31 protein-coding genes and 1 tRNA gene are annotated in these 26,542 nt (G+C 66.7%); 19 read left to right on the top strand and 13 right to left on the bottom strand.

Annotation, left to right across the window (positions count from 1 at the left end):
- Positions 1-163 precede the first annotated feature (163 nt).
- Together NO347_RS02825 and NO347_RS02820 are read right to left on the bottom strand one after the other, a co-directional pair.
- Entirely contained in the window at positions 164-1,699 is a 1,536-nt protein-coding gene (locus NO347_RS02825; RefSeq protein ID WP_256288166.1) for an RAD55 family ATPase, read from the bottom strand.
- 33 nt (positions 1,700-1,732) lie between these two features.
- Positions 1,733-2,047: a PadR family transcriptional regulator gene (locus NO347_RS02820; protein ID WP_256288165.1), complete on the bottom strand. Its 315-nt coding sequence runs from the start codon at positions 2,045-2,047 to the stop codon at positions 1,733-1,735.
- Positions 2,048-2,199: 152 nt separating this feature from the next.
- Here NO347_RS02820 and NO347_RS02815 point away from each other — a divergent pair, with 152 nt between their 5' ends.
- Complete coding sequence (locus tag NO347_RS02815) at positions 2,200-2,475, top strand: DUF7111 family protein (RefSeq protein ID WP_121568234.1); 276 nt, start codon at positions 2,200-2,202, stop codon at positions 2,473-2,475.
- A 34-nt stretch (positions 2,476-2,509) separates the two neighbouring features.
- Here the strand turns inward: NO347_RS02815 and NO347_RS02810 are convergent, their stop codons facing one another.
- Positions 2,510-3,211 (bottom strand): protein sorting system archaetidylserine synthase, encoded by a 702-nt coding sequence (locus NO347_RS02810; protein ID WP_256288164.1) that lies wholly within the window; start codon positions 3,209-3,211, stop codon positions 2,510-2,512.
- A gap of 142 nt (positions 3,212-3,353) precedes the next feature.
- On the opposite strand from NO347_RS02810, the gene NO347_RS02805 reads away from it, so the two are divergent.
- On the top strand, positions 3,354-3,797 hold the full coding sequence (locus NO347_RS02805) for a cupredoxin domain-containing protein (RefSeq protein ID WP_256288163.1): 444 nt from the start codon (positions 3,354-3,356) through the stop codon (positions 3,795-3,797).
- A gap of 89 nt (positions 3,798-3,886) precedes the next feature.
- Here the strand turns inward: NO347_RS02805 and NO347_RS02800 are convergent, their stop codons facing one another.
- Genes NO347_RS02800 through NO347_RS02785 form a run of 4 tightly spaced genes read right to left on the bottom strand, consistent with a single transcriptional unit; the run spans position 3,887 to position 6,540 of the window.
- The gene (locus NO347_RS02800) at positions 3,887-4,528 is read right to left on the bottom strand and encodes a 30S ribosomal protein S3ae (protein ID WP_121568231.1); all 642 of its coding nucleotides are present in this window, start codon (positions 4,526-4,528) and stop codon (positions 3,887-3,889) included.
- Entirely contained in the window at positions 4,521-4,790 is a 270-nt protein-coding gene (locus tag NO347_RS02795; RefSeq protein WP_256288162.1) for a KEOPS complex subunit Pcc1, read from the bottom strand. The genes NO347_RS02800 and NO347_RS02795 overlap by 8 nt, the downstream gene beginning before the upstream one ends.
- Positions 4,791-4,827: 37 nt before the next feature.
- Positions 4,828-6,054 carry a hypothetical protein gene (locus tag NO347_RS02790; protein ID WP_256288161.1) on the bottom strand — a complete coding sequence of 409 codons (1,227 nt, stop codon included), beginning with the start codon at positions 6,052-6,054 and terminating at the stop codon, positions 4,828-4,830.
- An 18-nt stretch (positions 6,055-6,072) separates the two neighbouring features.
- A complete protein-coding gene (locus tag NO347_RS02785; RefSeq protein WP_121568228.1) occupies positions 6,073-6,540 on the bottom strand; it encodes a 30S ribosomal protein S15 in 468 nt (155 codons plus the stop codon).
- A 238-nt stretch (positions 6,541-6,778) separates the two neighbouring features.
- Here NO347_RS02785 and NO347_RS02780 point away from each other — a divergent pair.
- The 4 genes from NO347_RS02780 to NO347_RS02765 all read left to right on the top strand — a co-directional run bounded on the left by NO347_RS02780 (position 6,779) and on the right by NO347_RS02765 (position 9,106).
- Positions 6,779-6,850: transfer RNA gene (locus NO347_RS02780), tRNA-Ala, on the top strand.
- A gap of 127 nt (positions 6,851-6,977) precedes the next feature.
- Positions 6,978-8,027, top strand: a complete 1,050-nt coding sequence (locus NO347_RS02775; protein ID WP_256288160.1) for a hypothetical protein — start codon at positions 6,978-6,980, stop codon at positions 8,025-8,027.
- Positions 8,028-8,125: 98 nt separating this feature from the next.
- Positions 8,126-8,614, top strand: a complete 489-nt coding sequence (locus NO347_RS02770) for a hypothetical protein (protein WP_256288159.1) — start codon at positions 8,126-8,128, stop codon at positions 8,612-8,614.
- A 168-nt stretch (positions 8,615-8,782) separates the two neighbouring features.
- Positions 8,783-9,106 (top strand): HalOD1 output domain-containing protein, encoded by a 324-nt coding sequence (locus NO347_RS02765; RefSeq protein WP_256288158.1) that lies wholly within the window; start codon positions 8,783-8,785, stop codon positions 9,104-9,106.
- A 145-nt stretch (positions 9,107-9,251) separates the two neighbouring features.
- Here the strand turns inward: NO347_RS02765 and NO347_RS02760 are convergent, their stop codons facing one another.
- Positions 9,252-9,458, bottom strand: coding sequence for a hypothetical protein (locus NO347_RS02760; protein ID WP_121568224.1), 207 nt, complete (start codon positions 9,456-9,458; stop codon positions 9,252-9,254).
- Positions 9,459-9,615: 157 nt separating this feature from the next.
- On the opposite strand from NO347_RS02760, the gene NO347_RS02755 reads away from it, so the two are divergent.
- Positions 9,616-10,557 carry a calcium/sodium antiporter gene (locus NO347_RS02755; protein ID WP_256288157.1) on the top strand — a complete coding sequence of 314 codons (942 nt, stop codon included), beginning with the start codon at positions 9,616-9,618 and terminating at the stop codon, positions 10,555-10,557.
- A gap of 35 nt (positions 10,558-10,592) precedes the next feature.
- Here the strand turns inward: NO347_RS02755 and NO347_RS02750 are convergent, their stop codons facing one another.
- From NO347_RS02750 to NO347_RS02740, 3 genes are all read right to left on the bottom strand, one after another.
- Positions 10,593-10,772, bottom strand: coding sequence for a hypothetical protein (locus NO347_RS02750; protein WP_256288156.1), 180 nt, complete (start codon positions 10,770-10,772; stop codon positions 10,593-10,595).
- An 81-nt stretch (positions 10,773-10,853) separates the two neighbouring features.
- Positions 10,854-11,990: a cobalamin-independent methionine synthase II family protein gene (locus NO347_RS02745; protein ID WP_256288155.1), complete on the bottom strand. Its 1,137-nt coding sequence runs from the start codon at positions 11,988-11,990 to the stop codon at positions 10,854-10,856.
- 91 nt (positions 11,991-12,081) lie between these two features.
- Positions 12,082-12,264 (bottom strand): hypothetical protein, encoded by a 183-nt coding sequence (locus tag NO347_RS02740; protein WP_121568221.1) that lies wholly within the window; start codon positions 12,262-12,264, stop codon positions 12,082-12,084.
- A gap of 145 nt (positions 12,265-12,409) precedes the next feature.
- Here NO347_RS02740 and trpB point away from each other — a divergent pair, with 145 nt between their 5' ends.
- From trpB to NO347_RS02725, 3 genes are all read left to right on the top strand, one after another.
- Complete coding sequence (gene trpB / locus NO347_RS02735; protein ID WP_256288154.1) at positions 12,410-13,561, top strand: tryptophan synthase subunit beta; 1,152 nt, start codon at positions 12,410-12,412, stop codon at positions 13,559-13,561.
- A 124-nt stretch (positions 13,562-13,685) separates the two neighbouring features.
- Complete coding sequence (locus NO347_RS02730; protein ID WP_256288153.1) at positions 13,686-13,961, top strand: hypothetical protein; 276 nt, start codon at positions 13,686-13,688, stop codon at positions 13,959-13,961.
- A gap of 138 nt (positions 13,962-14,099) precedes the next feature.
- On the top strand, positions 14,100-14,258 hold the full coding sequence (locus NO347_RS02725; protein ID WP_121568218.1) for an AbrB/MazE/SpoVT family DNA-binding domain-containing protein: 159 nt from the start codon (positions 14,100-14,102) through the stop codon (positions 14,256-14,258).
- A gap of 19 nt (positions 14,259-14,277) precedes the next feature.
- Here NO347_RS02725 and NO347_RS02720 read toward each other — a convergent pair whose 3' ends face one another.
- Positions 14,278-15,009, bottom strand: a complete 732-nt coding sequence (locus NO347_RS02720; RefSeq protein ID WP_256288152.1) for a nucleotidyltransferase family protein — start codon at positions 15,007-15,009, stop codon at positions 14,278-14,280.
- Positions 15,009-16,235: a molybdopterin molybdotransferase MoeA gene (locus NO347_RS02715; RefSeq protein WP_256288151.1), complete on the bottom strand. Its 1,227-nt coding sequence runs from the start codon at positions 16,233-16,235 to the stop codon at positions 15,009-15,011. The genes NO347_RS02720 and NO347_RS02715 overlap by 1 nt, the downstream gene beginning before the upstream one ends.
- Positions 16,236-16,410: 175 nt before the next feature.
- Here NO347_RS02715 and NO347_RS02710 point away from each other — a divergent pair, with 175 nt between their 5' ends.
- Genes NO347_RS02710 through NO347_RS02670 form a run of 9 tightly spaced genes read left to right on the top strand, consistent with a single transcriptional unit; the run spans position 16,411 to position 26,540 of the window.
- Positions 16,411-17,007 (top strand): SRPBCC family protein, encoded by a 597-nt coding sequence (locus NO347_RS02710; protein WP_256288150.1) that lies wholly within the window; start codon positions 16,411-16,413, stop codon positions 17,005-17,007.
- Entirely contained in the window at positions 17,004-17,891 is an 888-nt protein-coding gene (locus tag NO347_RS02705; RefSeq protein WP_256288149.1) for an FAD binding domain-containing protein, read from the top strand. Before NO347_RS02710 ends, NO347_RS02705 begins: the two co-directional genes overlap by 4 nt.
- Positions 17,888-18,541 carry a (2Fe-2S)-binding protein gene (locus NO347_RS02700; protein WP_305881657.1) on the top strand — a complete coding sequence of 218 codons (654 nt, stop codon included), beginning with the start codon at positions 17,888-17,890 and terminating at the stop codon, positions 18,539-18,541. Before NO347_RS02705 ends, NO347_RS02700 begins: the two co-directional genes overlap by 4 nt.
- Positions 18,538-21,039: an aerobic carbon-monoxide dehydrogenase large subunit gene (locus NO347_RS02695; RefSeq protein WP_256288148.1), complete on the top strand. Its 2,502-nt coding sequence runs from the start codon at positions 18,538-18,540 to the stop codon at positions 21,037-21,039. Before NO347_RS02700 ends, NO347_RS02695 begins: the two co-directional genes overlap by 4 nt.
- 60 nt (positions 21,040-21,099) lie before the next feature.
- Positions 21,100-22,212, top strand: a complete 1,113-nt coding sequence (locus NO347_RS02690) for an XdhC family protein (RefSeq protein ID WP_256288147.1) — start codon at positions 21,100-21,102, stop codon at positions 22,210-22,212.
- Entirely contained in the window at positions 22,209-23,156 is a 948-nt protein-coding gene (locus tag NO347_RS02685; protein ID WP_256288146.1) for an AAA family ATPase, read from the top strand. Before NO347_RS02690 ends, NO347_RS02685 begins: the two co-directional genes overlap by 4 nt.
- 5 nt (positions 23,157-23,161) lie before the next feature.
- Positions 23,162-24,556, top strand: a complete 1,395-nt coding sequence (locus NO347_RS02680; RefSeq protein ID WP_256288145.1) for a VWA domain-containing protein — start codon at positions 23,162-23,164, stop codon at positions 24,554-24,556.
- Positions 24,553-25,371, top strand: coding sequence for a Rossmann-like domain-containing protein (locus NO347_RS02675; RefSeq protein ID WP_256288144.1), 819 nt, complete (start codon positions 24,553-24,555; stop codon positions 25,369-25,371). Before NO347_RS02680 ends, NO347_RS02675 begins: the two co-directional genes overlap by 4 nt.
- A complete protein-coding gene (locus NO347_RS02670; RefSeq protein ID WP_256288143.1) occupies positions 25,368-26,540 on the top strand; it encodes an XdhC family protein in 1,173 nt (390 codons plus the stop codon). The genes NO347_RS02675 and NO347_RS02670 overlap by 4 nt, the downstream gene beginning before the upstream one ends.
- Positions 26,541-26,542: the final 2 nt, after the last annotated feature.

Raw genomic sequence — 26,542 nt, 5'->3', positions numbered from 1 at the left:
GGGTAGATCGGAGTATTGTGCGATACGAGAGAAACAGAGGACCCTGTGGACGAGTCGCACACGAGCAGGCTGTTCGACCCTCTTACGAGCCAATGTCAACGGATCGACCACTATTCGGTGGGCGGTGAGAGTAGATTCGGGTTTGCTGAACGGTATGCCGCCGTTACTCCATCCGGTCGTCACCGGCAGCGTACGGATTCGCCTCGGCGTAGGGGTTCTCGCGCGTCTGCGGCGGGTGTTGCACACGGACGTACGGTGGTTCCTCGACGTACTCGACGAGCGACGTGGTGCCGACGAAGCCGCACGGTGACTTCCGGAGCGCGATGTACTGCAGGCCAGCGTCGCCGACCCACGTATCCAGTGTCTGTTCCGCGGAGTCGCGGTAGAAGGCGGCGATGCGGTCCTCGACGGTGTTCGGATTCAGTACGTGACACAGCGCGCTGTCGGGATCGAGGAGTTCGGACTCCTCGAAGTAGCGGACCCGTCGCGCGTTCGCCGGGCCGAGAGTGTGGACCATCGCGTCGGCGTTCACGAGCGAGTAGATCGTTCCCTCGACGTCGTCGTAGAGTCGGGCGAGGAGGTTCATCACCGTCTCGTGGTCGTGTTCGGGCGTGAAGACGTTCGGCTGGTCGTCGTTCCACGTCCCGACGAGATCGACGACCGCGAGCTGTCCCGTTTCGAGTACGTGCTCGATGTCGTAGCCCTGCCCGTCGAGCAACTGGGCGGTCCGATTCTCCCGGAGTTCGATCGTCGGTACGAGGACGACTCGGTCGTCGGTTTCGAGGCCGTGCTTCAGGAGCACGCTGAAGAGCGCCGTCAGGTTCGCACGCCCGTCGTGTTCGAGCAGGACGCCGGTCCCGCGGACGAGGCCGCCGCCGGCGAGTCCGTCGAGGCCGTCGATGCCGATCGGGCGGTGCCTGTGGTCTTTCAGTTCGGGGGGTTGCGACCGGCGCTTCGGCGCGATCCGGAGACCCGCCGACCCGAACTCGACTTCCATCTCCCGACGGTCGTAGTCGACGCCGCGCATCTTCGCGATGCGGAGGAAGTGATGCGGGTCGTCCTCGACGTTCCGCTGGGTGAGTTCGACGACGCCGTGGGTGGTGAACCGGAGTGCGCTCGTCGCCTCGTTATCGCCGGTGCGCTCGGCGGTGAACAGGCTCGTCGCCTGGAACTCGTCGGAGAAAAAGCGGATCAGATCCAGCACGGAGCGCCGGAAGCGCTGGGGGCTGTCGGTGATGACCGAGAGCCCGGAGACGCTGTCGAGGACGACGCGGTCGACCGGCGCGAACCGTTCGAGATACTGCCGGATGTACTCGCCGGTGAACGGTGGATTGAACCCCTGTGAGAGGATCTCGCCGTCCTCGTCTTCGGTCAGCGTCTGCAGCGTCAGATCGTCTTCTCCGCCCTCGATCGTCCGGCCCGCGCCGGCGTGAATCGACGTGATCGAGAGGTTCTCGTGGTGGAGATCGAACTCGAAGTCCGCGAAGGACTGGCGCAGTTCGCCGATGGTCTGCTCGGTACTGATGAAGAGACAGTCCTCGCCGGCGTCGAGGCCAGCCTGGAGAAACTGCATCGAGAGCGTCGATTTGCCGCTTCCGGGACCACCGGTGAGAAGCGTCGACCGATTCGTCGGGTATCCCCCACCGAGCATTCCGTCGAGAACCTGAGAGCCGCTGGAGACTGAACTATCGCCGGACATCTGATAGCTACTCGGACGACGGCTGTCATAAAATCACTCCCCAGAGCCACAGTTGCGAGCCGTGTCCGAATGCCCGTCGACCCGGGCCGAGAGCCAGGCGAAGTGCGATTCGACGCCCTCGACGCCGGCGTCGGTGAGACGATAGACGTCGTGAATTCCCTGCGTTTCGCGCTCGATGAGCCCTCGGTCGACGAGGGCGTCGAGCGTCCCGTAGAACGACTGTGGATCGAGCCGCACGTCGTAGTGTCGTTCGAGCGCTGTCTTCAGTTTCTGTCCGCGGAGCGTCCCCGCTTCGTAGAGCAGCGCACACAGGTCTCGCCGCCGCCCGCTCTGGAGCCACCTCGACATCGTCGGCAGATCGGTTCGCGCGGACACGACACTTTCGTTTCCGGGCTGCCGGATTCGACTCTCACCGAGACACTTCTGACCCGTCTGGATCGCTCGCCCACGGGGCGGACCCGAACCGGTAGGTTCGACTTCCCCGCCTCCCAAGGGCGGGTATGTCGACTACGGAGGCGACGGCGAACGGAATCACCGCGCGCTATCGAGAGACCGAGACCGAGCGAGTGCTGACGTTCGAATCCGGTGGCAAGACGGCTGCTATCGCACAGAACATCGAAGGCTACGCGATGCTGAAGGTCCGTCCCAGCGCGGACGGCGACGAACTCGAACGCTACTACGGGTTCGATATGGCGCTCGATCACGCCGCAGAGCTACTCGGCGTCTCGCCGCACGACCTTCCGGTCCCCGACGACGCCGACGATATGGGGATGTGAGCCGACTCGAACCGAGTCTCCGACTGTCGCGGAGTCAGTCACGTCGCCAGTAGAACCGTGGCCCGAGCACCAGATAGGCGAGCGAGAGGAACAGTAATCCATAGGCGAACCCCTCGCCGAGGGACCCGACGAATCGCCGCCCCGTCGGTCCACAGAGCAGGATCGCCGCCGCCTGCACGACGCCCATCACGAGCGCATCCTGCGCGTGCAGGTCGGGATACGTGATCGGCGCGAGCATCAGCGCCGCGAGCAGATAGACCATCGGCACGAGCACGATCGGACTCGTGAACCCGGTGAGGACGGTCGCTCCAAGGATCGTCGCCGCGAGCGTCGTCTGGACGCCTTCGGTCTCGGCTGCGTCGCTGTCGTAGGCGGTGTAGAGTCCCAGCCGCGTCACCGCGGCCGCGACGAAGAGCGCCGTTCCGACGAGCGCAAGGAGGCCCCTGGGCTCGCCGAGCCCCCACGACCCCGCCACCGTCATCGCGACCAAGAGCGCGGGCGCGACGCCGAAGGACGCGACGTCTGCCAGCGAATCGAGATACGGGCCGACTGCCGTCCCGCCGCGGCGACGGGCGACGACGCCGTCCAGTGCGTCGGCGATGGCCGCGAGCAGGAGAATCCGGGTCGCGAGTTCGACGTCGACTGTCGTCGCGACGGCGGCGACGAACCCGAGTGCGGCGTTCGAGACCGTCACCGCGTCGGCGAGGCCCAGCCGACCGACGAACCGCGGCTTCATACCTCGGCCGACTCGGAGGATCGGTTTACCTCTTTACATCCGGATCCGGTCGTATACGTTCGGAGACAGGAACGTCCGCGCGGTTGCGGCCACATCCGTCCGGACCGGGCCACATTTAGCGCTCGCTCCCTGAAACCGGAGTATGAGAGGAACGAGAGCGCCGGGGGACGAGGGCGTCTCCCGTCGGCGCGTGCTCGCCGGACTCGGCGCGGCAGCGGCGACGAGCCTCGCGGGATGTTCTGCGGGCGCAGCGGGCGAGTACGACATCGGAATGACCGCGGTCGCGTTCGACCCGCCGACGTTCACCATCTCGCCCGGCGACACCGTCGTCTGGCAGAACACGAGTTCGCGCGGGCACACGGTCACCGCATACGACGACCGGATTCCCGAGGACGCAGAGTTCTTCGCCAGCGGGGACTACGAGACGACGAAGGCGGCCGAGAAAGGGTTCCGCGAGGAGTTCGGCGGCGTCATCGACAGCGGCGAGGCGTGGTCCCACACGTTCGAGGTGCCCGGCGAGTACCTGTACTTCTGCATCCCACACGAGCAGGCGGGGATGGTCGGGACCATTACCGTCGAAGAGTAGCCGTCTGGGAGTTTTTCGGGGCCGTGACCGACGCGCGAGCCGTCGGCTCGCGGGCGAAAAAGAAACGGAAAGTCGCCTGAAAAACCGCGTTACTCGTCGACTGCGACGTCTTCTTCGTCGACGTCGACGGCGGCTTCTTCCTCGGCGGCGACCTCTTCGGGTCGCGCTTCGAGGGTGAGCTTCTGGACCTCGACCCGGCGGAGCGGGTAGATGGTCTTCGCGTCGCCGTAGATCGCAGAGGACAGCCGTCCTTCGATGACGCTGTCGATGAGTTCGGCGAAGGTCCGTTCGGAGGCGGCTTCCTCGACGAGGTCGATCATCACGCGCCGAATCGCCTTCTCCTGGCTGCGGTCGGCCTTCTTCGTCGTGAAGGCGACGGGCTGGAGCTGGACGCGGTAGTCGTCCGTCGTCAGCACCGTGATCGCGACGTCGACCTTCGAGGCGCCGCGGCGAACGAGGCTGCGAACGTAGTCGCGTGCGAGTTCGTGCTTGATGAACTCGGTGTAGGCCGCGTCGCTTGAGACGTCGTTCACCTTGAAGGTGAGCTTCGTGTTGTTTTCACCCTGATCGCCGGTGATGTCGCCGAGGGTCACCTCGACGGTCCGTCCGTAGACCTTCTCGGGCTCGTCCGCGAAGGTCGAGCCGAGCTCGGTGCGGTCGAACTGCTCCGGCGCGATGAGGGTGTACCATCGCTTTCCGCGCTTCTGCTTCGAAACTGATCGTTCACTCATAGTATGTCTGGGTCGTGTCGACGATGGCGTCTGCCACCGTCAGGTTGACCACGGTGTCGTCCACCGTGGACTGCAGCCCGCCGGTCGTCTCGCGGGTGATCGTCGTCACGAGCGTCTCGCCCTCGACGACCATCTCCATCGAGTCGGTGTTGTCCGGACGGATCGCCGCCGCCACCGTCTCGGCGTCGGCGTGCGTCGTCCGCAGGCGGGCCGTCCGCGACGCACACTCGCGCGTCGCGTCCGAATCGTTTGCGTTCGTCATCTCGGTGCCTCCCCCGTGGAGCGGTCCACGTCGCTACTCATCGCACTGCCTCCCTGATCGCGGCAATAACGTCTGCGTCTGCCGCGTCCGCGTCGAAACGAGCGGTCGCGCGCGTTGCGTCGCCGGTCCACGCCGCGTCCGCCGAGGTGAACTCCGAAGCGAGCGCCGCGGCAGCGTCCGCGGCACCCGTCTCACGAGCCGACAGCGCGGCCACCCCGTCGTCGAGCGCGACGACGAGCGGTTCAGGCGATCGGAAGTCGCGAACGAGTCGCGCGACCGTTGCCAGTCGCCCCGGCGTCGTGCTGTGGTCGCGGGCGTCGGGATTGCCGCCGACGTCGCCGCGGACGACGAACACGCCGTCGTAGCGGCCGGTGTGACCGTCGTCGATCGCTCGGTGAACGGCTGTGCCGTGCGTGCGCCACGCGTCGAGCGCGGCCTCGCGGCCGCCGTGTCCGAGCGAGAGCGCGACGCCGGTGCCGGGGCGCTCGACGGCGACGGCGTGTAACACGTCGGCGAAGCCGCCGAGCGTCGCCATCGGGCCGTCGGGCGTCGCGTACGGGCGAAGCGCCCGTTCGACTGCTGTCGCGGCTCGGGGCGTCGCGGCGTCGTCGCCCGCGACTGTAAATGCGACGAGCGAGGCGATCGATCGCCGCGTCTCCGCATCGGACGCTGTCGGGTCTGCCAGCGAGGCAAGTGCCGACTCGACGGTGTCCACGTCGCCGGAGAACGGCGCGCGGAGCAGCGTCGAGTGGGTCAGGCCGTCGACAACGTCGTCGACGGGGATCGCCACGCCGGGGCGGCGCTCGATCGCGCCCATTCCGTCGGCAGCCTCGACGAGCGATCCGGCGACCGAGCCGGGATGTGCTCCGGCGGCGGCGACGCCGGCAAGCGCCAGCGTCACGTCGGATGCGACCACGTCGTCGCGGGCGCCGTCGTCACGACCGAGCGCGATCGCGACGTCGTACGCGCGGCGGCTGACGGGACCATCGGTGGACCTGATCGTCACGTCCGCGTCGGGGTGTTCCGTCCCGACAGCGACGAAGACGCCGTCGTCCGCTGCCGGCGCGGCGGCGTCGAGCGACGCCACGCGCACCTGGAACGGCACGTCGGCGCTTCGGAGGCCGCGAGCGAGGAGGCCAGCGGCCGCGAGCGCGTCGCCGCCGGCGTGACAGACGACGCGGACGAACGCCGCCGCCGACAGCGCAGACGCCACGCTCTCGGTGGGGGCGTCCGCGGACGTGCCGGCGTCGGATCGGGAGGCCATCGGTACGATGTGTGGGGGTTACTCTTCGAGGAGTTCGACGGCGACGTCGAAGGTGTACGTGAAGTCCTCGTCGAGCGCGTCGCCACGGTAGTAGTCGACGAGCCGACGGATCTTGGACTCGGTGTTCTGCAGGGCACGCTTGTTCTGCATGTCCTGCTGGTTCTCGTTGACGTGGCGACGGAGGCGCACGGCGCGCTCCATCAGGTTCCGAAGGTCCTCGGGGAGCTCCGGGGCCGCGTCGTTCTCGTCGAGGATCGTAGTGACCTTCTTGCCGGTCGCGAGCTTGACGTCGGGGATCGGAACGCCCTTGACGCCTTCGTCGCGGAGCTTGAGACCGATCTGGCTGGGTTCGTGACCCTGCTCTGCAAGTTCGACGACGCGCGCTTCGACGTCTTCGGCGTCGACGTCACTCCACTCCGGGGGTTCGTCTGCCACCGGCTTGTCCGAACCGGACGAGCCACGGCGGCGGGTGTGCATTCGTGCCATTGTTTTCTGGTTGGAACGGCACAGACCGCAGAATACGCGATGTGACGTGCCGACGGCGTCGGCAGCGTCGCACTTCCGCAATCCCAAGCCGCGACGAGCGCGGCGAGTCAGATTTGCGGCCGTGCTGTTCCCGTCTGAACTCATCCGTGTCGGCGACAAAAGGATTGCGACCCGGCGTCGATGCCCCGCAAGTCGAAGCCCTTAAGAACGAAAGCGGAATACGGGAAGATGCGTTCGAGGGCTCGTAGATCAGGGGTAGATCACTCCCTTGGCATGGGAGAGGCCCCGGGTTCAAATCCCGGCGAGTCCATTCGTATTCCTCCGTCGTGACCAGGGACCGCGAGTGCCCGGTCCGTTGTCTTACCACTGCGTAGCGCCCCGTCGTGACTGTGAGCTGACTGAAGAAAGCTTATTCCAGTTCTCCGACGAGCACCGGTGTGCCCCGATCACGACGCACCCTCCTCAACACCCTCGGAGTAGCACTCGGTAGCGGGACGCTCGCGTCGGCTGCCGGATGTCTCGGCGGACAGTCAACACCCACGGAAACGGGTCCTGACAAGACCTCAGCCAGTACGTCGACCACGGCAGCGACGCAGGCCGGTGAGGCTCCGGAGGAGTACAGGCAGTGGCTGCCGGACCCGACGACGACTCCGCTGTCGGATGGGTACGGCGTGCGATACTTCGACGTGGCAGCGATTCGTTCGTATCGGGACGTCATCCATCCGGACGCCTACGATCGACTCGAAAATCAGATGCTGCGGCCCGTCTCCGGCGAGTTCGTCGACGCCGCCCACGTCGCGGCGACGGTACAGATCGACCACGTGATGGAGTTGGCTCTCGGATCGTTCGATCCGGAGGTCGTCGGCGAGCAGATTACCAGTGACGGCTCGTCGGCGACTCCAGCGACGACGCGCACACCGACGACGGCGACGCCGACGCCCTGGCCGGAACCGGAGCGCTACAAGGGATTCGACCTCTACGGCACGGACTACGGCTACGCCGTCTCGCCGGACGCGTTTATGTCGGTGTCGCCGATGCGGGAGGGCGACGGCATCGACTACGCAAAAGCGATTATCGACGCGACGACGTCGGAGACGAGCCAGTACGCCGACGGCAACGAGTACGTCGCCTCGATGTTCAGCACCGTCGACGCGCCCCACGCGCTGTGGTGCTACCCGGAGGCGACAGACGGGTCGACGATGCGTGGTTTCCGAGCGGACGAGATAACCGGCCAGCTCAAAGCGTGGCGGTTCGGCCAGGAGACGACCCACCTGACGTTCGCGAACACCTACGTCGACGCCGCAACCGCCGAAAGCGGCGAACTGGCCGCGTTCGTCGACGCCGAGTCCGAGCGCTTCGGCGCGTACGATGGACTCGACGTCGAGACCGAGGGACGACTGGCCTGGACGGACGGCACGATTCCGACGGGCGAGTTCGACCATTTGTCTGCTGGCGGCCCCGCGGAGGGAGTGACGACGCCCAACTAGTGATTGTGAGCAGGCCCGAGAGTGTGATCCGTTCACGCTCCCACGTCGCCCGTGGGACTTCGCCACGGTTATCCGAATCTCCGCAAATATCTAGGGGAATGGAATTCGACACTGGCCGCCGCCGATTCCTCGAAATCGCAGGAACCGGTGCCGCGCTCTCTCTGGCAGGGTGTAACGCGCAGCAGACAGACGGCGAGACGACTGGAACCGCTGGGTCGAACGGTGCGACGGTTACCGTCGCGGTCCAGCCCGACCAAGAGCAAATGCAGCAGCGGGAAGACGAGATCCGATCGCAACTCGAATCGGGCAACATCTCTCAGACGGAGGCACAAGAGCAGTTCCGCACGGCCCAGTCGGAACTCCGCTCGGCGGCGGTGAGTTCCTTCGAGGAGCAGGCCGCTGAATCGGGCCTGACGATCGAAGACTCGATCGAGCAGTTCAGCGTCCTCCTAGTCTCCGGCCCCGCGACGGCGCTCATCGACGCGCTCTCGTTCGAGATGGTGAACGGCCTGCTGCCGGCAGAGACGTTCCAGCAAGCCAAAGATCAGGCGACGACGCAGACGGCCACCGACACGCCGTCGAACTGACAAAAACGGGAGACGCCGCACACGAAATCCGCGGTGTAACTTCGAGAGATACACAAACAATTATGTGCAATACTGTTGTTGATCGGGTAGTGACGGGCTACAGTGGGGATCAGACGACGTTTTTCGGGACTGTTCGCGATCGTATCGTAGCAAGGACTCGTGTTTCTGATGGTCAGTAACGATTCACGGCCACCCGACTCGTCGATCGCGGAGGACGAGACAGTCCACTTCGAGTGGGACCAGAAAGGACGACCGAGTGCGGCGATCGCCGACGCCGTCGCCACGGCGACGGACTCCGAGATATCCGAGATGCCGCCGCTGCACGAGGTCGTCGATCCCGACGCGTTGAACCGCATTCTCGACCCGAGCGTGGACAGCGCAGATAGAGACGACACTCGCGCACACGTGTCGTTCCAATACCACGGCGTGCAGGTCCGTGCGGACCCCGACGGGATCGATGTTCGGCCACTCGACGACGCCGACGTGCAGTAAGCGGCGTGTGGCGGTTCGGCCCACGACGTGCAGTACGCGGCGTGTGGCGGTTCGGCCCACGACGTGCAGTAAGCGGCGTGTGGCGGTTCGGCCCACGACGTGCAGTACGCGGCGTGTGGTATTCTCGGCTTGGGATGTGCGGCGTTTACTCCTCGGCGTAGAACAGCGTCCGGCGACACTGGGGGCAGACGTACGGAACTGGCGTGAGGATCTCGTCCGACCGGATGCTGCTGAGGAACCCCTCTGTCGGCTCCTGTGAGACGATCGTCGGCGTTCCCACCGCGTTGGAACCTTGCAGTTTCATCTGCGTGAGCGGTTCCTCACAGTCCGGACAGCGCTTTTCGTCAGACATACGGCGATGGTCCACTCCCGAATCAAATAAGCGTCCTGCAGTCTGTGCTGCTGCGCGTCTGCGACAGATCAGATGAGCGGTCACACGCCGTCGGATGACGATCACGGGGCGCATCGAGACCTACGGATATTTCCCTCCGTCCGACGACCTCCCGGTGATGGCTCTCGCATCGGCTGCAACGAACGCCGTCCTCGTCGCGGTCGCCGTCGTCGGATTAGCCGTCAGTGCAGGTCAGTTCGTCGCGGGCGCGGGCGGCGTGGCTCGCCGCTTGGGTCTCTCGGGCCTGCTGGTGGGACTGACCGTCGTCGCGTTCGGGACCTCGGCACCCGAGTTCGCCGTCACGCTCGACGCGGCGCTCACGGCGAAGTCGAACATCTCCGTCGGCAACGTCGTCGGGTCGAACATCTTCAACCTCGGATTCATCCTCGGCGGGGTCGCGCTCATCCGCGCCCTGCCGGTCTCGACGGCGCTCGTTCGTCGGGACGGCCTCTCGTTGATCGGGGCGACGGGGATCGCTTTGGTGTTCCTCAGCGACCTTCGGCTCTCGCAACTCGAAGGTGTGCTTCTCGTGATCCTTCTCGGGGGGTACCTCGCGGTGCTCGTACGCACCGGAAGCGAGCAGCTGAAACAGAGCACTGCCAGCGACGCGAACGGGCCCTGGTGGCTCGATCCCCTCCGTGCGGTCGCCGGCCTCGCCGGCATCGTCGTCTCGGCGCACGTTCTCGTCTCTTCGGCCGCCGCGTTGGCGCGGTTCGCCGGCGTCTCCGAGTGGGTGATCGGCGTGACGATCGTCGCCGCCGGCACGTCGGCCCCCGAGTTCGCGACGTCGGTCGCGGCGGCACGGCGCGGACAGGCCGGCCTCTCGGCCGGCAACCTCGTCGGCAGTTCCATCTTCAACCTCCTCGGGGTGCTCGGTCTAGCAGCGATCGTCCGCCCGCTATCGGTCGTCGGAACGGCCGTCGACACGACGCTGTGGCTGTTCGGGCTCACAGTCGTTGCGACCGCGTTCTTCTGGTCGAACGAGGTCCTCTCGCGTCTCGAAGGCGGGGCGTTAGTCGTGATCAGCGCCGCGAACTGGGTGATTGACTTCTTGGGGTGACCGAGCGGTTCGCGCTCTCGCGTCTCGATTCCACCCTACGCGGTCTGCGCCCGCTTCAGGATCTGCGGCACGACCAGAATTTCGAGCACGGCGAGGCCGAGGACGAGTAACTGCGTCGTCCCATCGAGAAACGTAACAGCGACGAACGTAAGGACGGCGGCGCTACTGAATCCCATTCCGTACCGGACGATGGGGCGTTCGAGTGGAGGGCTCATACTGAAACCGCATTCAGGGAACAATATATTCGTTCTCATACTATTCGTTGTCACACCGCCCCTGTCGTCGGGCCACCGAAGTCAGGCCAACCGCTCGGACGCCAGTTCCGCGCCGTCGACGAGCGCTTCGAGTTTCTTCCAGGCGATAGAGGGGTGGACCGCGTTCGCGCCCTCGACGACCGTCTCGAAGCCGCAGTCAGCGCCCGCGACGATCCGTTCGGGGTCGCCGACCGCGTCGGCGAATCGTTCGAGGCGGTCGGCGACGGCTTCGGGATGTTCGACGACGTTCGTCTTCACGTCGATCACGCCCGGGATCAGCCGCCAGCCGTCGGGGAGCGGATGCTCCTCGAACGTCCGGTACTCGTGTTGGTGTCGCGGGTTCGCGCCCTCGACGACCAATCCCCCGATGTCGGCTTCGTAGAAGACGTCGATCACGTCTTCGAGCGCGACGTCGTGGTGATGTGGCCCCGGGTAGTTCCCCCAGCAGGCGTGCAGTCGGATCTGTTCGTCGGGGACGTTGGCGACGGCCTCGTTGAGCGCTTCGACGTGCGTTCGCGCCCGTTCGCGGAAGTCGGCGACCGAGTCGTCCTTGTACGTCAGCGTGAACCCGGCGAGGAGGTCCGGGGCGTCGATCTGGAGAATCGCCCCCGTCTCGGCGATCAGTTCGTACTCAGTTTGGAGTGCGCCCGCGAGATCGAAGATGTACTCCGAGAGGGTGTCGTGATGCTCGGTTTCGGTGAAACGGAGGACTGCGCCGGGTGACGGCGCGGTGCGGAACCGCGCGGGGAATGCCACGTTCTCGGCGTCGACCGCCTCGTCGAACCGCGCGAGGTCCCGCCGGAGTGCCTCCTCGCCCACGTACTCGATCGGTCCCGTGGCGACCGGCCCGCCGATGTTCTCCGTGTCGCCGAGGAGTTCTTCGGCGTACGCTGGGAAATCGTCGAGATCGGCGGGCCACGCGCGCTCGACGGCCCCCTCGCCGAAGCCCGAGAGCCGGTTCGTGACGTCCACCGAGTAGGCGATGCGGCTCTGTTCGCCGTCGTTTCCGACGTCGATGCCGATCTCGGCCTGCCGGCGCGCCACCTCGCGAATCGACTCGGTGACGGCCGCCTCGAATGCCTGCTCGTCGCGGTCCCCGGACTCAGTCAGGAGGGCGCGGAGTCGATCGGATCGCGGGAGACTCCCGACGTGGGTCGTTCGGATTGTGGGCGCTGCCATCGCTCGGTTCCTGTCGGGCGAACCACAAAGAGATTCGGGGCCGCAGCGATTCGGGCGCGGCCGCTGCGGACGCACTGACCGATGCGACCCGTCACCAGTACAGCCACACCAGCAGGGCGAACCCGATGGCGAGACCGCTGGGGACGAGCATCAGCAGGACCTCGGGTGACCCCAGGGTGCTGACAGAGACCAGGTTTGCGAGGTCGAGGAGCGCCCAGAGGCTCGCCACAAAGAGGGCGACGCCGACGACCGCGGCAAGTGCTCGGTTTTTCATACTCGTTCGAGATCGTATCCGCAGTCCTAGAGTTCCGCAGACGATGTAAGGGTTTGGCCCGATCGACACCTGCGCCTAGCGCCGCTGGCGGCCCGCACCCGGCCAGAGTACCGTTTATATCCCGGGAAGGAATTGGTGAAATCGTATGTCAGAAGGTGATTTCGAGGGCTACGGCGGACGGCACGTCCCCGAGCCACTGGAGGAACCGCTCGAACAGTTGGCGAACGCGTACGACGAGATCAAAGACACCGACGCGTTCCAAGCAGAACTCGACAAACTGCTCAGAGACTACGCCGGACGGCCGACGTCGCTGTATCACGCCGAAGGGCTCAGCGAGCGCTACGGCGCTGAGATCTACTTCAAGCGCGAGGACCTGCTGCACGGCGGCGCACACAAGATCAACAACGCGCTCGGCCAGGCCCTGCTCGCGAAGCAGGCGGGGAAGTCGCGGCTCATCGCCGAGACCGGCGCGGGCCAGCACGGGACGGCGACCGCGATGGTCGGCGCGCTGCTCGACCTCGACACGGAGATCTATATGGGCGAGAAAGACGTCGAGCGCCAGCAGATGAACGTCTTCCGGATGCGCCTGATGGGCGCGGAAGTCAACGAAGTCACGCGCGGCGGCGCGGGCCTCTCGGACGCCGTCGACGCCGCGCTCGAAGACTTCGCGAAGAACATCGACGACACGCACTATCTCGTCGGGTCGGTCGTCGGCCCCGACCCCTTCCCGCGGATGGTCCGGGACTTCCAGGCCGTCATCGGCGAGGAAGCCCGCGAGCAGTTCCGAGAGCGCACGGGCGAGCTTCCGGACGCGGCGGTCGCCTGTGTCGGCGGCGGCAGCAACGCGATGGGTCTCTTCCACGCGTTCCGCAACGACGACGAGGTCGCATTCTACGGCGCGGAGGGCGGCGGCGAGGGCGCGGGCTCGAAACGCCACGCTGCGCCGCTGGCCGAGGGCGAAGACGACGTCATCCACGGGATGAAGACCCGCGTCATCCACGACGACACCGAAGTTCACTCGGTGTCCGCCGGACTCGACTACCCGGGCGTCGGTCCCGAGCACGCGATGTTCCGCGAAGTCGGGCGCTGTGACTACCGCGCGGTCGACGACGAGTCCGCGAAGGCGGCGTTCAGAGAACTCTCCGAGGAGGAAGGCATCATCCCGGCGCTGGAATCGAGCCACGCCGTCGCGCTCGCAAAGGAGATCGCAGACGACCACGACACGATCCTGGTCAATCTGAGCGGGCGCGGGGACAAGGATATGGAACAGGCCGCAGCGTTGTTCGATCTGGCCTGAGTGTCGAACGGAGACGACCGATCACCATTAGTGTCGGCGTCGGTGGGGCGACAGCGCACGTGATGTCACCTCCGCAAACTCTAATTCGGTTGGAGCGGTACCGGCTATCGGAATGTGTCGAGAGTTGAAACGGGAACCGACCTGGGTGGCGGCGATCCGTCTCGCGGTACTCGAAGGGCAGGTCGACACGGAGTCCGTCATCGAGGAGGCGAACCTCGTCGCCGGTCGGGAACGGACCGTCGGCGACGTCCTCTCGACGATGGACGAACGCGGCGTCCTGAACAAGATCGACGACGATCTCTATCTCCCCGGTGAGGTCCTCCTGAACTCCGATCGGTACGATCTCGATTTCGAGAAGGCCTCCGACGGCGGCGCCCACCGCTGGAAGTCCTCGGTCTGATAGGGAGTATCGTAACTGTACGGGGATTCTCGCCGTACCGTCCGGCGAGACATCTATCGAGACGTACGATACTCCCTATGAGTCGATCCGGACGCCGCCTAGCGTAATCTATGTAAATACCACGAGTGAACGTAGCCTATGGGCGCGCTATCGAACACGAAGGTGTCGCAGAAGAACCTGACTACAGTCCCCAAGCCGGTCCGAAACTTCCTCGACGTCGGCGCGGGCGACCGCGTCGAGTGGCACGTCGAAGACGGACGGATCATCGTCGAAAAGCACGACCCCGACGGCGAGTAACCGCCGTCGACGTCGAAACTCAGGAGAGATCCGACGGTTCGTCCACGTCACGACGGACCCCGCTGTCCGGAACCGCCACCCGCGCGCTGTCGTCGCTGTCGAGGAGGATCTCACGCCCGCCGACGTCGCCCGCGACGTCGACTAAGTCGTCGAAGAACCGCCGGTCGAAAAGCACCGGGTTCCCCCGGGCGCCCTCGTAGGCCGCCGCGAGCGCGTCGCCGACGCCCGCCTCGTAGGCGTCACAGAGCGTCTCGATCGTCGCGACGTCGACGAAAGGCATATCTCCCAGCGCGACGACGGCCGCATCGACCTGCTCCGGCCGGTCGCGGAGTGCTCGGATGCCGGCCCGCACCGACGAGGCCTGGCCGTTCGCATACCTCGGATTGTGCACGATCTCCACGTCGAGGCCGTCGAGCGCGTCGACCACGCGCTCGGATTCGTAGCCGACGACGACCACGACCGGATCGACGGTAGAATCCACAAGCGTCGCCGCCGCGTGTCTGACGAGCGGGGCGCCGTCGTGCGACGCCAGCAGTTTGTTGCGCTCGCCGAAGCGGTCGCTCGTCCCCGCAGCGAGGAGGACGCCGGCGATCCGCGCGCTGCCGCGGGCGGGCCGTTCGGGCTGGTCGGCTCCGCCAGTGGACTGGTGGGTCTGTCCAGAAGACTGGTCGGTCTGTTCAGATCGGCCGGAGACGGTGTCGTCGCCCGTCTCGAACGGCGGTTCGACGAGCGGCGGCTCTCTCGGCGGCATCACTCGACGACCGAGTAGGGGACGACGTCCACGCGGTCCTCGCGGGCGACGGCGGACTCCGTGAGAACGAAGCCGTCCGCGCGGGTCGCTCGGGTGCTCGACGAGAGCACGCTCGGGTCGAAGGCGTCCTCGTAGACGGCGAGCGGCGAGTCGGCGTGGCCGAGCGGCATCGCGACGCCGTCTTCGAGCGTGACCGGAATCGCGTACGCGAACCCGGGCGCGGCGATGTCGACGTCGCGGGCCATCCGCGCAGCGACCGCCGGGAGCGACGTCTCCCCGGTGAAGAACGGCCGCGCGACCAGCGTCGTCACCGCGTGGGCGCCGACGGGCTTGCCGGGGATTGCGAACGCGACCGCGTCGTAGTCGGGCAACTCGGCGACAGCGATGGGCTTCCCGGGGCGGAGTCGAACGCGATGGAACAGCACGTCGCCGAGGGCGTCGAGCGCCCGGATCACGTAGTCTTTGTCGCCGACGCTGGTCCCGCCGGTCGTCACGACGACGTCGTGGTCGCGCGCGAGCGCCGCGATCTCGGCTTCGACGCGGTCGTAGTCGTCCGGCACGCTGCCCTCGTAGGTCGCGTCGTGGCCCCACGAGCGCACGAGGCCGGCGAGCATCGGCGAGTCGAGGTCGCGATGCTTGCCCTCGTGGATCTCCGTGCCCGTCGCGAGCAAGCCGACGGAGAGCGGTTCGCGAACCGCGACGGATTCGACGCCCAGGTCGCCTAAGAGCAGCGCGTCCTTCGGACCGAGTCGCTCGCCGGCCTCGAAGAGACGCTCGCCCTCGGCGACGTTGCTGCCGCGCTGGTAGACGTACGTCCCCGGTTCGAGGTCGGTGCCGGTCAGCCGACCGTCTTCGACCGTCGCTTCCTCGCGTTTGAGCACCGCGTTCGCCGCCGGCGGGAGGGGCGCGCCGGTCGCGATCCGGACGGCCTGCCCGGCCTCTAAGGTCGGCGGCTCGTCCTCCGGAAACACGTCGGCGTCGACGACGTCGAGCGGATACTCGTCGGTCGCGTCGAATGCGAAGCCGTCCATCGTCGCGTGGCTCTGTGCGGGTACGTCGACCGGTGCGTCGAGCGGTTCGGCGAGCGTCCGGCCGCCGATCCGGTCGATCGAGACGGGTTCGACTCCGGCGGCACCGAGCCAGATGTCCCGAAGCGCCCGGACCCGCTCGGCCCCCTCGTCCCACCCGATCATATCGTCGTAGTCGTGCTCGGATCGGCTACTCATAGGCGTCGGCTCGGGAGTTGCTTCCGTACTCGGCTGCCCGTCGAATTAACACAAACATTTATTGGAGTGCTGTTTGATTGCATAAACCGTGATAATAGTGTGCACATAGCGAGGGTACTTAAAAGGTGGCGGCGCGCAGCAGTAGACCGACCAGACACAACGAGACCGCAGGAATATGGAATTTGATGGAGAATTCGAGTTAGACGGCGTACCACCCGAGAAAGCCTGGATCGTCCTGTCCGATCCGATGGCCGTCCGCGATTCGCTGAAGGGGTGTCAGTATATCACCCCGATGGACGACGACTTCAACTTCGACGAGTACGAGGCCGAAGAAGACGTCGAGATGCTTCCGGAAGCGGATCCGGAGGTCGTCGCCGACCGGGCGTTCGTCGCCGGCCAGAAGTACGCGGCGCTGATGCAGGTCGGCGTCGGGAGCGTGAAACCTCGATTCGAGACGACAGTCACGATCGACGAACGTGACGACGAGGAGTTCGAGATGATCGCCTCCGGCGGTGGCGACGCGTCTGGCAGTAGTTTCAGTATGAACTCGGGGATGAAGATCCACGAACTCGAAGACGGAGAGGGGTCCCGGATCGAGTGGTGGACGGAAGCCGACATCTCGGGGCGGATCGCCCAACTCGGATCGCGCGTCATCAACCCAGTCTCCAACAAGATCGTGAACAACTTCTTCGGAAGCATCGAGCAGCAGATGACAGACGTCGACGAGGAGACCAACACCGGCGTCACCGACAGACTCCGTAATATGCTATGAAAGCTGCACCGTTCGAACACCACGAGCCGACGTCACTCAGCAAGGCGGTGAGCCTGCTGGAGAGTCTCGACGATCCGACGATCCTCGCAGGCGGGCAGAGCCTGGTCCCGATGCTTCGGTTCCGACTCGCCCGACCGGACACCGTCGTCGACATCAACGGTATCGACGAACTGGACTATCTCGACGAATCCGACGGCTACCTCAAGATCGGCGCGCTCGCGCGCCACGCCGACATCGAGGAGTCAGACGTCGTCACAGAGAACTACGGGAGCTTCGCCGACGCGGCACCGCTCGTCGCCGACCCACAGATCAGAAACCGCGGGACGATTGTCGGGTCCATCGCGCAGGCCGACCCGAAGGGCGATTGGGGGTCGGTCCTCATCGCCCACGACGGCGAGGTCGTCGCCGAAGGCCCCGAGGGAGAACGCGTCATCCCGGTCGACGAACTGTTCTTGCTCCCCTACGACACCTCGCTCGACGAGAACGAACTCATCACAGAGGCGCGCGTGCCGACCCCACCCGAGCGAGAGGGGAGCGCCTATCACAAACTGAAACGCAAGACCGGCGACTACGCGATGGCCGGCGTCGCGGCCCGGTTGCGCTTCGACGACGACGGCACCATCGCGGACGCCGGGATCGGTATGACGGCGGTCGACATCACGAACGCACGCGCAGCAGACGCCGAAGCGCATCTGGAGGGCGAGCGCCCGAGCGCCGAACTGTTCCAGAAAGCGGGCGAGCTCGCCGCCGAACAGTCGAACCCCGAGTCCGACGAGCACGGCGACGCGTCGTACAAAGAGCGGATGGTAAACGTACTGACCCAGCGGGCGCTCGGTGACGCCGCCGAGCGTGCGGGGGTCGTCAAACGGAGGGCAACACCGTGACGGACCAACGAGAGATCACACTGACGGTCAACGGCACCGAACGAACCATCGAGGTCGAACCGCGGCGACTGCTCGTCCACGCGATCCGCGAGGATCTGGATATGACGGGCACCCACATCGGCTGCGACACCGGCAACTGTGGGGCCTGCACTGTTCTGCGGGACGGCGAGCCGATCAAGTCCTGTATGATGTTCGCCACGCAGGCCGACGGCAGCGAGATTATGACCGTCGAAGGGATGGAGGACCTCCCCGCGGCGGGCGAGGATCTCCACCCGCTGCAGGAGGGCTTCCACAAGGAGCACGGCCTGCAGTGTGGCTACTGTACGCCCGGAATGTTGATGTCGGGGAAAGCGCTCCTCGACGAGAACCCCGACCCCGACGAGGCGGAGATCCGCGACGCGATCAGCGGTAACCTCTGTCGGTGCACCGGCTATCAGAACATCGTCAGTTCGATCGAGTACGCCGCCGAGAAACTCGACGAACAGGCGGCCGCCGACGGCGGGGTCGTCGCCGAGGACGGCGACAGCGACGGATTCGACTGCGGCGTCGAGAACTGCTGTGGCGGCCCGTCGGCGGAGACGCCGACGCCCCACGTCGAGGGCGCGGACCCGCAGTTCGACGACGTCACCGAGGGGAGTGAGAGCGAATGAGCAGTGACTCGGATTTCACGACCGAACCGAAGGAGTACCAGCACGACGACGACGGCGGCCCCCAACCGGAGAAACACTGCGGCCACGGGCGCGGCGGGATGGGCGAAGAAGTCGCCCGCAAAGAGGACAAGCGGTTCATCACCGGCCGCGGCAACTACGTCGACGACATCAAGAAGCCGGGGATGCTCCACTGTGAGATCGTTCGGAGCCCCCACGCCCACGCCCGCGTCGAGAACATCGACGGCTCCCGAGCGATGGACCTCGACGGCGTCGTTGCCGTCCTGACGGCCGACGACCTGCTCGAACACGACCTGGCGACGATGCCGACGCTGATGGACGACACCCAGGACGTGCTCGTCAACGAGAAGGTGAAGTTCCAGTCCCAGGAGGTCGCCGCCGTCATCGCCGAGGACCGCTACACGGCGAAGGACGGGGCCGAGAAGGTCAAAGTCGACTACGAGGTGCTCGACCCCGTCGTCGACGCCGCAGAGGCACTCGAAGACGACGCTCCGCTCATCCGCGAGGAACTCGACGACCAGGAAGACAACCACATCTTCGACTGGGACACCGGCGACAAGGAGGCGACCGAGGAGGCCTTCGCGGAGGCCGACGTCACCGTCACAGAGCAGATGGAGTACCAGCGGCTCCACCCGGCCCCGATCGAGACCTGCGGGGCCGTCGCCGACTGGGATCCCGGCAACGACAAGATGACGGTGCATATGACGTCGCAGGCGCCGCACGCCCACCGAACCCTGTTCTCGCAGGTGTCGGGCATCCCCGAACACAAGGTCCGCATCGTGAGCCCGGACGTCGGCGGTGGCTTCGGGAACAAGGTGCCGATCTACCCGGGCTACGTCGTCGCGGCCGCCGCATCCTACGTCCTCGAACGGCCCGTGAAGTGGATCGAAGAGCGCTCTGAGAACATCCAGACGACGGGGTTCGCCCGCGACTACGATATGACGGGCGAGATCGCCGCCACCGAGGACGGCGTGATCCAGGGCGTGAAGGTCGACGTGCTCGCGAACCACGGCGCGTACAACGCGGCCGCCCAGCCCTCGAAGTTCCCGGCTGGCTTCTTCAACATCTTCACCGGCTCCTACGACATCGAGGCGGCCTACGGGTCGCTGACCGGCGTGTTCACGAACACCGCACCGGGCGGCGTCGCCTATCGGTGTTCGTTCCGCGTCACCGAGGCCGTCTACCTGATCGAGCGAATGGTGAAAGTGCTCGCGGACGAACTCGGCGTCGACCCCGCCGAGATCCGCCGCCGCAACTTCATTCCGTCCGATGCGTTCCCCTACGAGAGCGCGACCGGCTGGAACTACGACTCCGGGGACTACGAGAAGGCTCTCGACAAGGCCCTCGAGATGGCCGACTACGAGTCCTACCGCGAGGAACAAAAGCGCCGGATCGAGGAGGACGCCGACAAGCTGCTGGGAATCGGCATCTCCTCGTTCACCGAAATCGTCGGTGCAGGGCCGGGCAAGCAGTGTGACATCGCCGGGATCGAGATGTTCGACTCCGCGGACCTCCGCGTGAACCCGACCGGCAATGCCGTCTTGCGGGTCGGCGTCCAGACCCAGGGCCAGGGTCACGAGACGACCTTCGCACAGATCGTCGCCGAGGAACTCGGGATGGACGTCGACAACATCGTCGTCGAACACGGCGACACCGACACCGAACCGTACGGGCTCGGGACCTACGGCTCTCGCTCGACGCCCGTTGCAGGCGCCGCGGCCGCCGTGGCCGCCCGGAAGGTCCGGGACAAAGCGAAGTCGATCGCCGCCAACGAACTCGAAGCAGCCGAGGAAGACATCCAGTGGGACCGCCAGTCCGGCGAGTTCCACGTCGCCGGCGCACCCGACCGCTCGATCACCATCACGGAGATCGCCGCGGGGGCGTATATGAACCATCCCGGCAGCGAAGAACCCGGGCTCGAGGCGACGAACTACTACGATCCGCCGGAGATGACGTACCCGTTCGGATCGTACATCGTCGTCGTCGAGGTCGACCGCGAGACCGGCGAAGTCGACTTCGAGAAGTTCGTCGCCGTCGACGACTGCGGCAACCGCATCAACCCGATGATCATCGAGGGCCAGATCCACGGCGGCCTCGCGCAGGGCATCGGGACGGCGATGCTGGAACACGTCACCTACGACGACAACGGGAACGTCACCGGCGGGGACTTCATGAACTACCTGCTGCCGACGGCCAACGAGATCCCCAACTTCGAGACGGGACACACCGTCACGCCGTCGCCGCACCACCCGATCGGCGCGAAAGGCGTCGGCGAGTCGCCCACGGTCGGGTCGCCGCCGGCGATCGTCAACGCGGTAGTCGACGCGATGTCGCACGCGGGCGTCACGCACGTCGAGATGCCGATGACGCCGGACAGAGTATGGGAGTCGCTGAACGAGGCCGGCTTGGCCCTCGACCCGAGCCAGAACGTCAGTTTCGACTTCGAGGGCGGACAGAGTGAAGGACCAGCCGACGACTGAGACGGGTTGTCAGCGCGGCGGGCCGCTGCGGGGCCGTCGCCGCGAATCGCACACCGACAGATGACACGGAACGAAAACGACCAGACAGGAGCGAACGACGAGGGCGCGCGCCCGGTCGACGTCACCGACGGCGACGTCGCCGAACTGGAAGCACAACTCACAGCGCGCGGGGAGACGTACGCTCGCGTGACGATCGTTCGCCGCGAGCCGCCGGTGTCGGCGAACGTCGGCGACCGCGCGGTCGTGACAGCCGACGGCGAACTCCACGGCTGGATCGGCGGCGCGGCCTGCGCGCAGACGACGGCGATCAGCGAGTCAGCGGCCGCGATCGAGGACGGCGAGCCACGGCTGGTCGGCATCGCGCCCGACCCCGAGGAGATCGCCCGCCCGGGGCTCGAGGCCTTCCCGATGCACTGTCACAGCGAAGGCGTCCTCGAACTGTTCATCGAGCCGGTGAACACGACGCCCGACCTCCTCATCGTCGGCGACTCGCCCGTCGCCCGGTCGCTCGCTCGACTCGCGGCCGAACTCGCGGTCGACGTGACAGTCGTCGCTCCGGACGGAAGCGACGACGTCGGCGACGCGGCCGTCGTGACGGAGACTGACCCCGACGCGATCGTCGACGCCGTCGACCACGCGCCGCTCGTCGTGGTCGCGTCGATGGGGAAGTACGACGCCCGCGGCGTCGCGGCCGGCGTCCGCGCGGACGCACCGTACATCGGACTCGTCGCGAGCGACACGCGGAGCTCGGAGGTCGTCGAACGGGCCGCCGGCGTGCTCGACGTAGACCCCGAAACGGTCCGAGAAGCGGTGACCAACCCTGCGGGCGTCGACATCGCGGCCTACACGCCGGCCGAGATCGCGGCGAGCATCCTGGCCCAGGTTGTCGACGCGCGATCGACGGCGGGCGGATCCGGCGGTCGCAGCAGCGGAGTGTCCACGACGGCCGATACGGCCGAGACAGCGGCCAGTGACGACGAGGTGACGAAAGACAGCTCGCGGTCGGCCGACGAACTCGCGACGGACCCAGTGTGCGGAATGACGGTCGAGCCAGCGTCCGCACCCGCGGTCGAACACGACGGGACGACGTACTACTTCTGCTGTGAGGGCTGCGCCGACTCGTTCCAGAACGACCCCGCGTCGTATCTCGACGCCGCCGAGGGGTCAGTATGACCCGCGAAGCGTTCGCGTCGCTGTCGGGGTCGGACCTTCGAGAGCGGTTCGAGACCGCGGAGTACGTCGCCGACGACCGGACGGTCACGACGGTCCACCTCGCACTCACGCTCGGCCGGCCGTTGCTCGTCGAGGGGCCGCCCGGCAGCGGGAAGACCGAACTCGGGAAAGTGCTCGCGAGCGCGTTCGACACCGAACTCATCCGACTGCAGTGCTACGAGGGACTGACCGCCGAGAACGCGCTGTACGAGTGGAACTACACGAAGCAGTTGCTCGCGGTGCAGGCCAACGAGGGCACGGTCGCCGGCAGGTCCGGTACGGGACACGACCACGAACAGTCCGTCTTCGACGAGGAGTACCTCCTCGAACGGCCGTTACTGCGGGCGCTGACCGCGGAAGGTGAGACGCCGCCGGTGCTCTTAGTCGACGAGATCGACCGGGCCGACGAGGAGTTCGAGGCGTTCTTACTCGAACTGCTCTCGGACTTCCAGGTGTCGATCCCCGAGTTCGGCACCGTCAGCGCGGAGCAGCCGCCGGTCGTGGTGCTCACGTCAAACCGCACCCGGGGACTCTCGGACGCGCTGAAGCGCCGCTGTCTGTACCTCCACGTCGAACCACCGTCGTTCGAGGCCGAGTACGAGATCGTGCGCCGGAAAGTGCCCGAACTCGACGGGGCCGTCGCGGCCGAAGTCTGCGCCGTCGTCGACCGCCTGCGCGAGGAGGCGTTCCTCAAACAACCGGGCGTCGCCGAGACGCTCGATTGGGCGCGCGCCGTAGCGCAACTGCGACAGGACGACGCGGACGCGCCGCTCTCGACCGACGAGATCGAGCGCACCCTCGGCTGTCTCATCAAAGAAGTCGAAGACCTCGACCGGATCGACGCCGAACTGCTGGAACAGTTGCAGACGGCCGCAGCGAGGGCTGAAGACCGTCTCGAAGCGTGAGCGATATGCACGGTGACAGTGACCCGACGGCAGGCGGTGCAGACGAGGGCGTCGACACGGCCGCGACCCACGGCCGCGAGGACGTCCCGGACTTCCGTATGGCGCGGCGACACGTCCTGATCGAACTCCTTCGGTTCGCCGCCCAACTCCGGAACGACGGCGTCACCGTCCCGACGAGTGCGACGCTCCACGCGGCGCAGGCCCTGTCGGTCGTCGGGCTCGACGATCGATCGCACGTGGCCGACGCGTTGCGGGCGACGTTGCTCTCGGAACCGGCCGAGCGCGACGCCTTCGAGTCGGCGTTTCCGACCTTCTGGCACCGGCTCCGATCTGGCCTGAGCGCCGTCGCGACGGATCACGACGGGCCGACCGCCGGCGGCGACGACGAGCGCGAGGACGGACCGACCCACGCCGACAGTCCCGTCGCCGAGGACCCCGGTGTACTCGAAGACGCAGAACCCCCGGATATCGACGATTCGGGCGACGGGGACGTCGAGGTCCGCATCCCGACCGAGCGCCGTCACGTGACGGGGGACCGTCCGGCGGAAACTGGTGAGAGCGACGCCCGGCGCTACAGCGCCGTCGGCGGGCGACAGCGAGTCGACATCGACACCGCGCAGTTGACCGAGTCCGAACTCACAGCTATCGACCGCTTCGTCGACGCGCTGTCGACGGTCCCGGGGCGTCGCCGCCGGCAGTCGACCGCCGGCGACCGGGTGGAAGCCAGACGGGCGCTCCGGGCGAGTCTCTCGACCGGCGGCGCGCCGATCGACCTCCCCGAATCACGGCCGACGCTGAGTGAACTCCGGTGCTGTCTCCTCGTCGACGTGAGCGGTTCCGTCCTCGACACCGTCGACCGGAGCGTGCTGCTGGCGTTCGCCGATCGGCTGTACGACAGCGCGCGCGAGACCGACGTGTTCCTCTTCGACACCGAACTCGTCGACGTCACCGAACAGTTCGCTCGCGGCGGCGGCGACCCGGCTGCGGCGCTCCGCGAGGCCGAAGTTCAGTGGGGCGGCGGCACGCAGATCGGCGAGGCGTTCACGACGCTCCGCGCGCGACACCCCTACGCGGTCGACCGGCGAACGGTCGTCGTTGTCGTCAGCGACGGCCTCGACGTCGGCGACCCTGACACGCTGGCCGACGGGATCACGTGGCTGGCCCAGCGGGCCGGCGCGCTCGTCTGGCTCAATCCGCTGGCCGTCTCACCGGCGTTCGAACCGCAGTCGCGCGGAATGTCGACGAGCGTCCCCTACCTCGACGCCCTGTTCGGGTTCGCCGAACCCGCAGACCTCGCCGAGGCGGCGCGACAGATCGAACAGCGCGGACTGCACGGCCAGGTTGGCTACGAGTACGACCGTCGCCTCGTCGGGGCCGACTCTGGGGGTGGGTCGGCGTGACCGACCTCCTGGAGGCGGTCGCCGCACGGCTTCGCTCGCACCTCGCGACCCCGACGGTGGAGCGCATCACGGTGGGAGACGCGGCGATCCTCGTGGAAGTGCGGAACGGGGGCGTCGAAAGCGCGGGCGTCGCGCATCGCCCGGCCGGCGAGCCACCGATGACCGACGACCCGGACGTGGAATCGCTGCTGGCGGCGGCGACGGAGCACCGAAACGCGAGCACGAACGGGCACAGTGCACGGGCAGTCGGGATCGCGGCGATGAACGCACTCTCCGCACCGCTCGTCGACTGGCACACCGGCGATCCGATGGCGCTCCTGGCGGACGACATCGGACGCATCACGACCGTCGGGCTGTTCGCGCCGGCGTTCCGCAAGTTCGACGACGTGGCGGTTCGCGTGATCGAGCGCGATCCAGTCGACGATGTGGCCACCCCACCGGGCGTCACCGTCCGCACGTTCACGCCGCCGGAGACGGACGCCGCGATGAGCGGCGCCGAGGTCGTCTTCGTGACCGGGTCGGCGTTCATCTACGGTGGCGTCGAACGGTACCTCGATGCGGTCCCCCCGGACGCCACCGTCGTCGTGATCGGTGCCACCGCGTCGTTCCTCCCGGAACCGCTGTTCGATGCGGGCGTCGACGTCGTCGCCGGCGCGTTAGTGAGCGACCGCGACGCGGTTCGCGCGGCGATCCAGCGCGGAGACTGCGGGACGGACCTCCACGACGCCGGCCTGCAGAAGGTGTATGCGGCCGTCGAACGGCCCGCGGGTGTCCGACTCGACGAGACAAACGGTTCAGAAACAACGAATATATGACACAGAACGACTGGAGTGTTCCCGAAACGGAGGTAGTACAGCAGATCCGTGACCGACTCGACGCCGAGCGAACCGACGTGTTGGCGACGATCGTCGACGTAGAGGGGAACGCCTACCGACGACCCGGCGCGAAGATGCTGCTCGACGAGGGCGGCACGGGCGTCGGCAGCATCACTGCCGGCTGCCTCGAAGACGAACTCGTTACGGTAGGTGCGGAAGTCCGTGAGACTGGCCGCCCGGAACTCGTGACCTACGATCTGATGGAGGACGACGAAGACGACCTGTGGGGGCTGGGCGTCGGTTGCAACGGCGTCATCGAAGTACTGGTAGAACCGCTGACGGAGACGTATCGACCGGCCGTCGAGTCGTTCTTCGCCGGCCGGGACGTCGGCGTCGTGACCGTACTCGACGCCGATGGACCGTTCGATCGCGGCGACCGCGCCTACTACCACCCCGAGACGGGGGCGCTACAGTTGCCTACGGGAGCGGAAGCGACAGAGTGGCCGATCGACGCGCTCGCCGGTCCCGCCGGCGAACTGGCGACGCGGGGGAAGGCCGATACCGTCACGTTCGAGACCGACACGGGCGAACTGACAGTGTTCATCGACGGCCTCGCGGCCCCTTCGGAACTGGTCGTCTTCGGGACGGGCCACGACGTGGGGCCGGTGACGGAGTTCGCAGCGAAGAACGACTTCCGCGTCACCGTCGTCGGCTTCCGGGGGGCGGTCGACCTCGAAGATCGGTTCCCAGCGGCCGACCGCGCCGTGACGACCTCGCCGGCCACCATCGCGGACGACCTCGCTCTCGACGACCGTACGTACGCGGTCGTGATGACGCACAACTTCGTCGACGATCGGCTGGCGATCGACGCGCTGCTCGACGCCGGCGTCGCGTACGTCGGGGTGATGGGCCCCCGCGAACGGTTCGAGGAGATGCTGGACGCCTTCGCGGACGACGGCCGGGAGTTCGCAGACGACGAGCTCTCGTCGCTGTACACGCCGGTCGGTCTCGATCTAGGCGGCGGCTCGCCGCATCAGATCGCACACAGCATCGTGGCAGAAGTGCTGGCCGTCTCGAACGGCCGGACGCCACGACACCTCAAATCGCGCGAGGAGCCGATTCACGAGCGCGTCGACGTCGGTGCCGACGTCGACGCGCCGGCACAGTAACC

It is taken from the genome of Halobellus inordinatus, from assembly GCF_024464655.1.
In the GTDB taxonomy this organism is placed as follows: domain Archaea; phylum Halobacteriota; class Halobacteria; order Halobacteriales; family Haloferacaceae; genus Haloquadratum; species Haloquadratum inordinatus.
The sequence above is the reverse complement of the archived record's forward strand: the minus strand, read 5'-3'. Positions and strand labels throughout refer to the sequence as shown.

Excerpts from the sequence above, each read along its gene's own strand:
- NO347_RS02720 (WP_256288152.1), bottom strand. The coding sequence starts at position 15,009 with ATGCCGCCGAGAGAGCCGCCGCTCGTCGAACCGCCGTTCGAGACGGGC.
- NO347_RS02770 (WP_256288159.1), top strand. The coding sequence starts at position 8,126 with ATGGAATTCGACACTGGCCGCCGCCGATTCCTCGAAATCGCAGGAACC.
- NO347_RS02820 (WP_256288165.1), bottom strand. The coding sequence starts at position 2,047 with ATGTCGAGGTGGCTCCAGAGCGGGCGGCGGCGAGACCTGTGTGCGCTG.
- NO347_RS02710 (WP_256288150.1), top strand. The coding sequence starts at position 16,411 with ATGGAATTTGATGGAGAATTCGAGTTAGACGGCGTACCACCCGAGAAA.
- NO347_RS02810 (WP_256288164.1), bottom strand. The coding sequence starts at position 3,211 with ATGAAGCCGCGGTTCGTCGGTCGGCTGGGCCTCGCCGACGCGGTGACG.
- NO347_RS02725 (WP_121568218.1), top strand. The coding sequence starts at position 14,100 with ATGGGCGCGCTATCGAACACGAAGGTGTCGCAGAAGAACCTGACTACA.
- NO347_RS02765 (WP_256288158.1), top strand. The coding sequence starts at position 8,783 with ATGGTCAGTAACGATTCACGGCCACCCGACTCGTCGATCGCGGAGGAC.
- NO347_RS02815 (WP_121568234.1), top strand. The coding sequence starts at position 2,200 with ATGTCGACTACGGAGGCGACGGCGAACGGAATCACCGCGCGCTATCGA.
- NO347_RS02695 (WP_256288148.1), top strand. The coding sequence starts at position 18,538 with ATGAGCAGTGACTCGGATTTCACGACCGAACCGAAGGAGTACCAGCAC.
- NO347_RS02755 (WP_256288157.1), top strand. The coding sequence starts at position 9,616 with ATGGCTCTCGCATCGGCTGCAACGAACGCCGTCCTCGTCGCGGTCGCC.
- NO347_RS02785 (WP_121568228.1), bottom strand. The coding sequence starts at position 6,540 with ATGGCACGAATGCACACCCGCCGCCGTGGCTCGTCCGGTTCGGACAAG.
- NO347_RS02790 (WP_256288161.1), bottom strand. The coding sequence starts at position 6,054 with ATGGCCTCCCGATCCGACGCCGGCACGTCCGCGGACGCCCCCACCGAG.
- NO347_RS02750 (WP_256288156.1), bottom strand. The coding sequence starts at position 10,772 with ATGAGCCCTCCACTCGAACGCCCCATCGTCCGGTACGGAATGGGATTC.
- NO347_RS02745 (WP_256288155.1), bottom strand. The coding sequence starts at position 11,990 with ATGGCAGCGCCCACAATCCGAACGACCCACGTCGGGAGTCTCCCGCGA.
- NO347_RS02690 (WP_256288147.1), top strand. The coding sequence starts at position 21,100 with ATGACACGGAACGAAAACGACCAGACAGGAGCGAACGACGAGGGCGCG.
- NO347_RS02760 (WP_121568224.1), bottom strand. The coding sequence starts at position 9,458 with ATGTCTGACGAAAAGCGCTGTCCGGACTGTGAGGAACCGCTCACGCAG.
- NO347_RS02800 (WP_121568231.1), bottom strand. The coding sequence starts at position 4,528 with ATGAGTGAACGATCAGTTTCGAAGCAGAAGCGCGGAAAGCGATGGTAC.
- NO347_RS02715 (WP_256288151.1), bottom strand. The coding sequence starts at position 16,235 with ATGAGTAGCCGATCCGAGCACGACTACGACGATATGATCGGGTGGGAC.
- NO347_RS02705 (WP_256288149.1), top strand. The coding sequence starts at position 17,004 with ATGAAAGCTGCACCGTTCGAACACCACGAGCCGACGTCACTCAGCAAG.
- NO347_RS02670 (WP_256288143.1), top strand. The coding sequence starts at position 25,368 with ATGACACAGAACGACTGGAGTGTTCCCGAAACGGAGGTAGTACAGCAG.
- NO347_RS02740 (WP_121568221.1), bottom strand. The coding sequence starts at position 12,264 with ATGAAAAACCGAGCACTTGCCGCGGTCGTCGGCGTCGCCCTCTTTGTG.
- trpB (WP_256288154.1), top strand. The coding sequence starts at position 12,410 with ATGTCAGAAGGTGATTTCGAGGGCTACGGCGGACGGCACGTCCCCGAG.
- NO347_RS02825 (WP_256288166.1), bottom strand. The coding sequence starts at position 1,699 with ATGTCCGGCGATAGTTCAGTCTCCAGCGGCTCTCAGGTTCTCGACGGA.
- NO347_RS02685 (WP_256288146.1), top strand. The coding sequence starts at position 22,209 with ATGACCCGCGAAGCGTTCGCGTCGCTGTCGGGGTCGGACCTTCGAGAG.
- NO347_RS02805 (WP_256288163.1), top strand. The coding sequence starts at position 3,354 with ATGAGAGGAACGAGAGCGCCGGGGGACGAGGGCGTCTCCCGTCGGCGC.
- NO347_RS02795 (WP_256288162.1), bottom strand. The coding sequence starts at position 4,790 with ATGACGAACGCAAACGATTCGGACGCGACGCGCGAGTGTGCGTCGCGG.
- NO347_RS02680 (WP_256288145.1), top strand. The coding sequence starts at position 23,162 with ATGCACGGTGACAGTGACCCGACGGCAGGCGGTGCAGACGAGGGCGTC.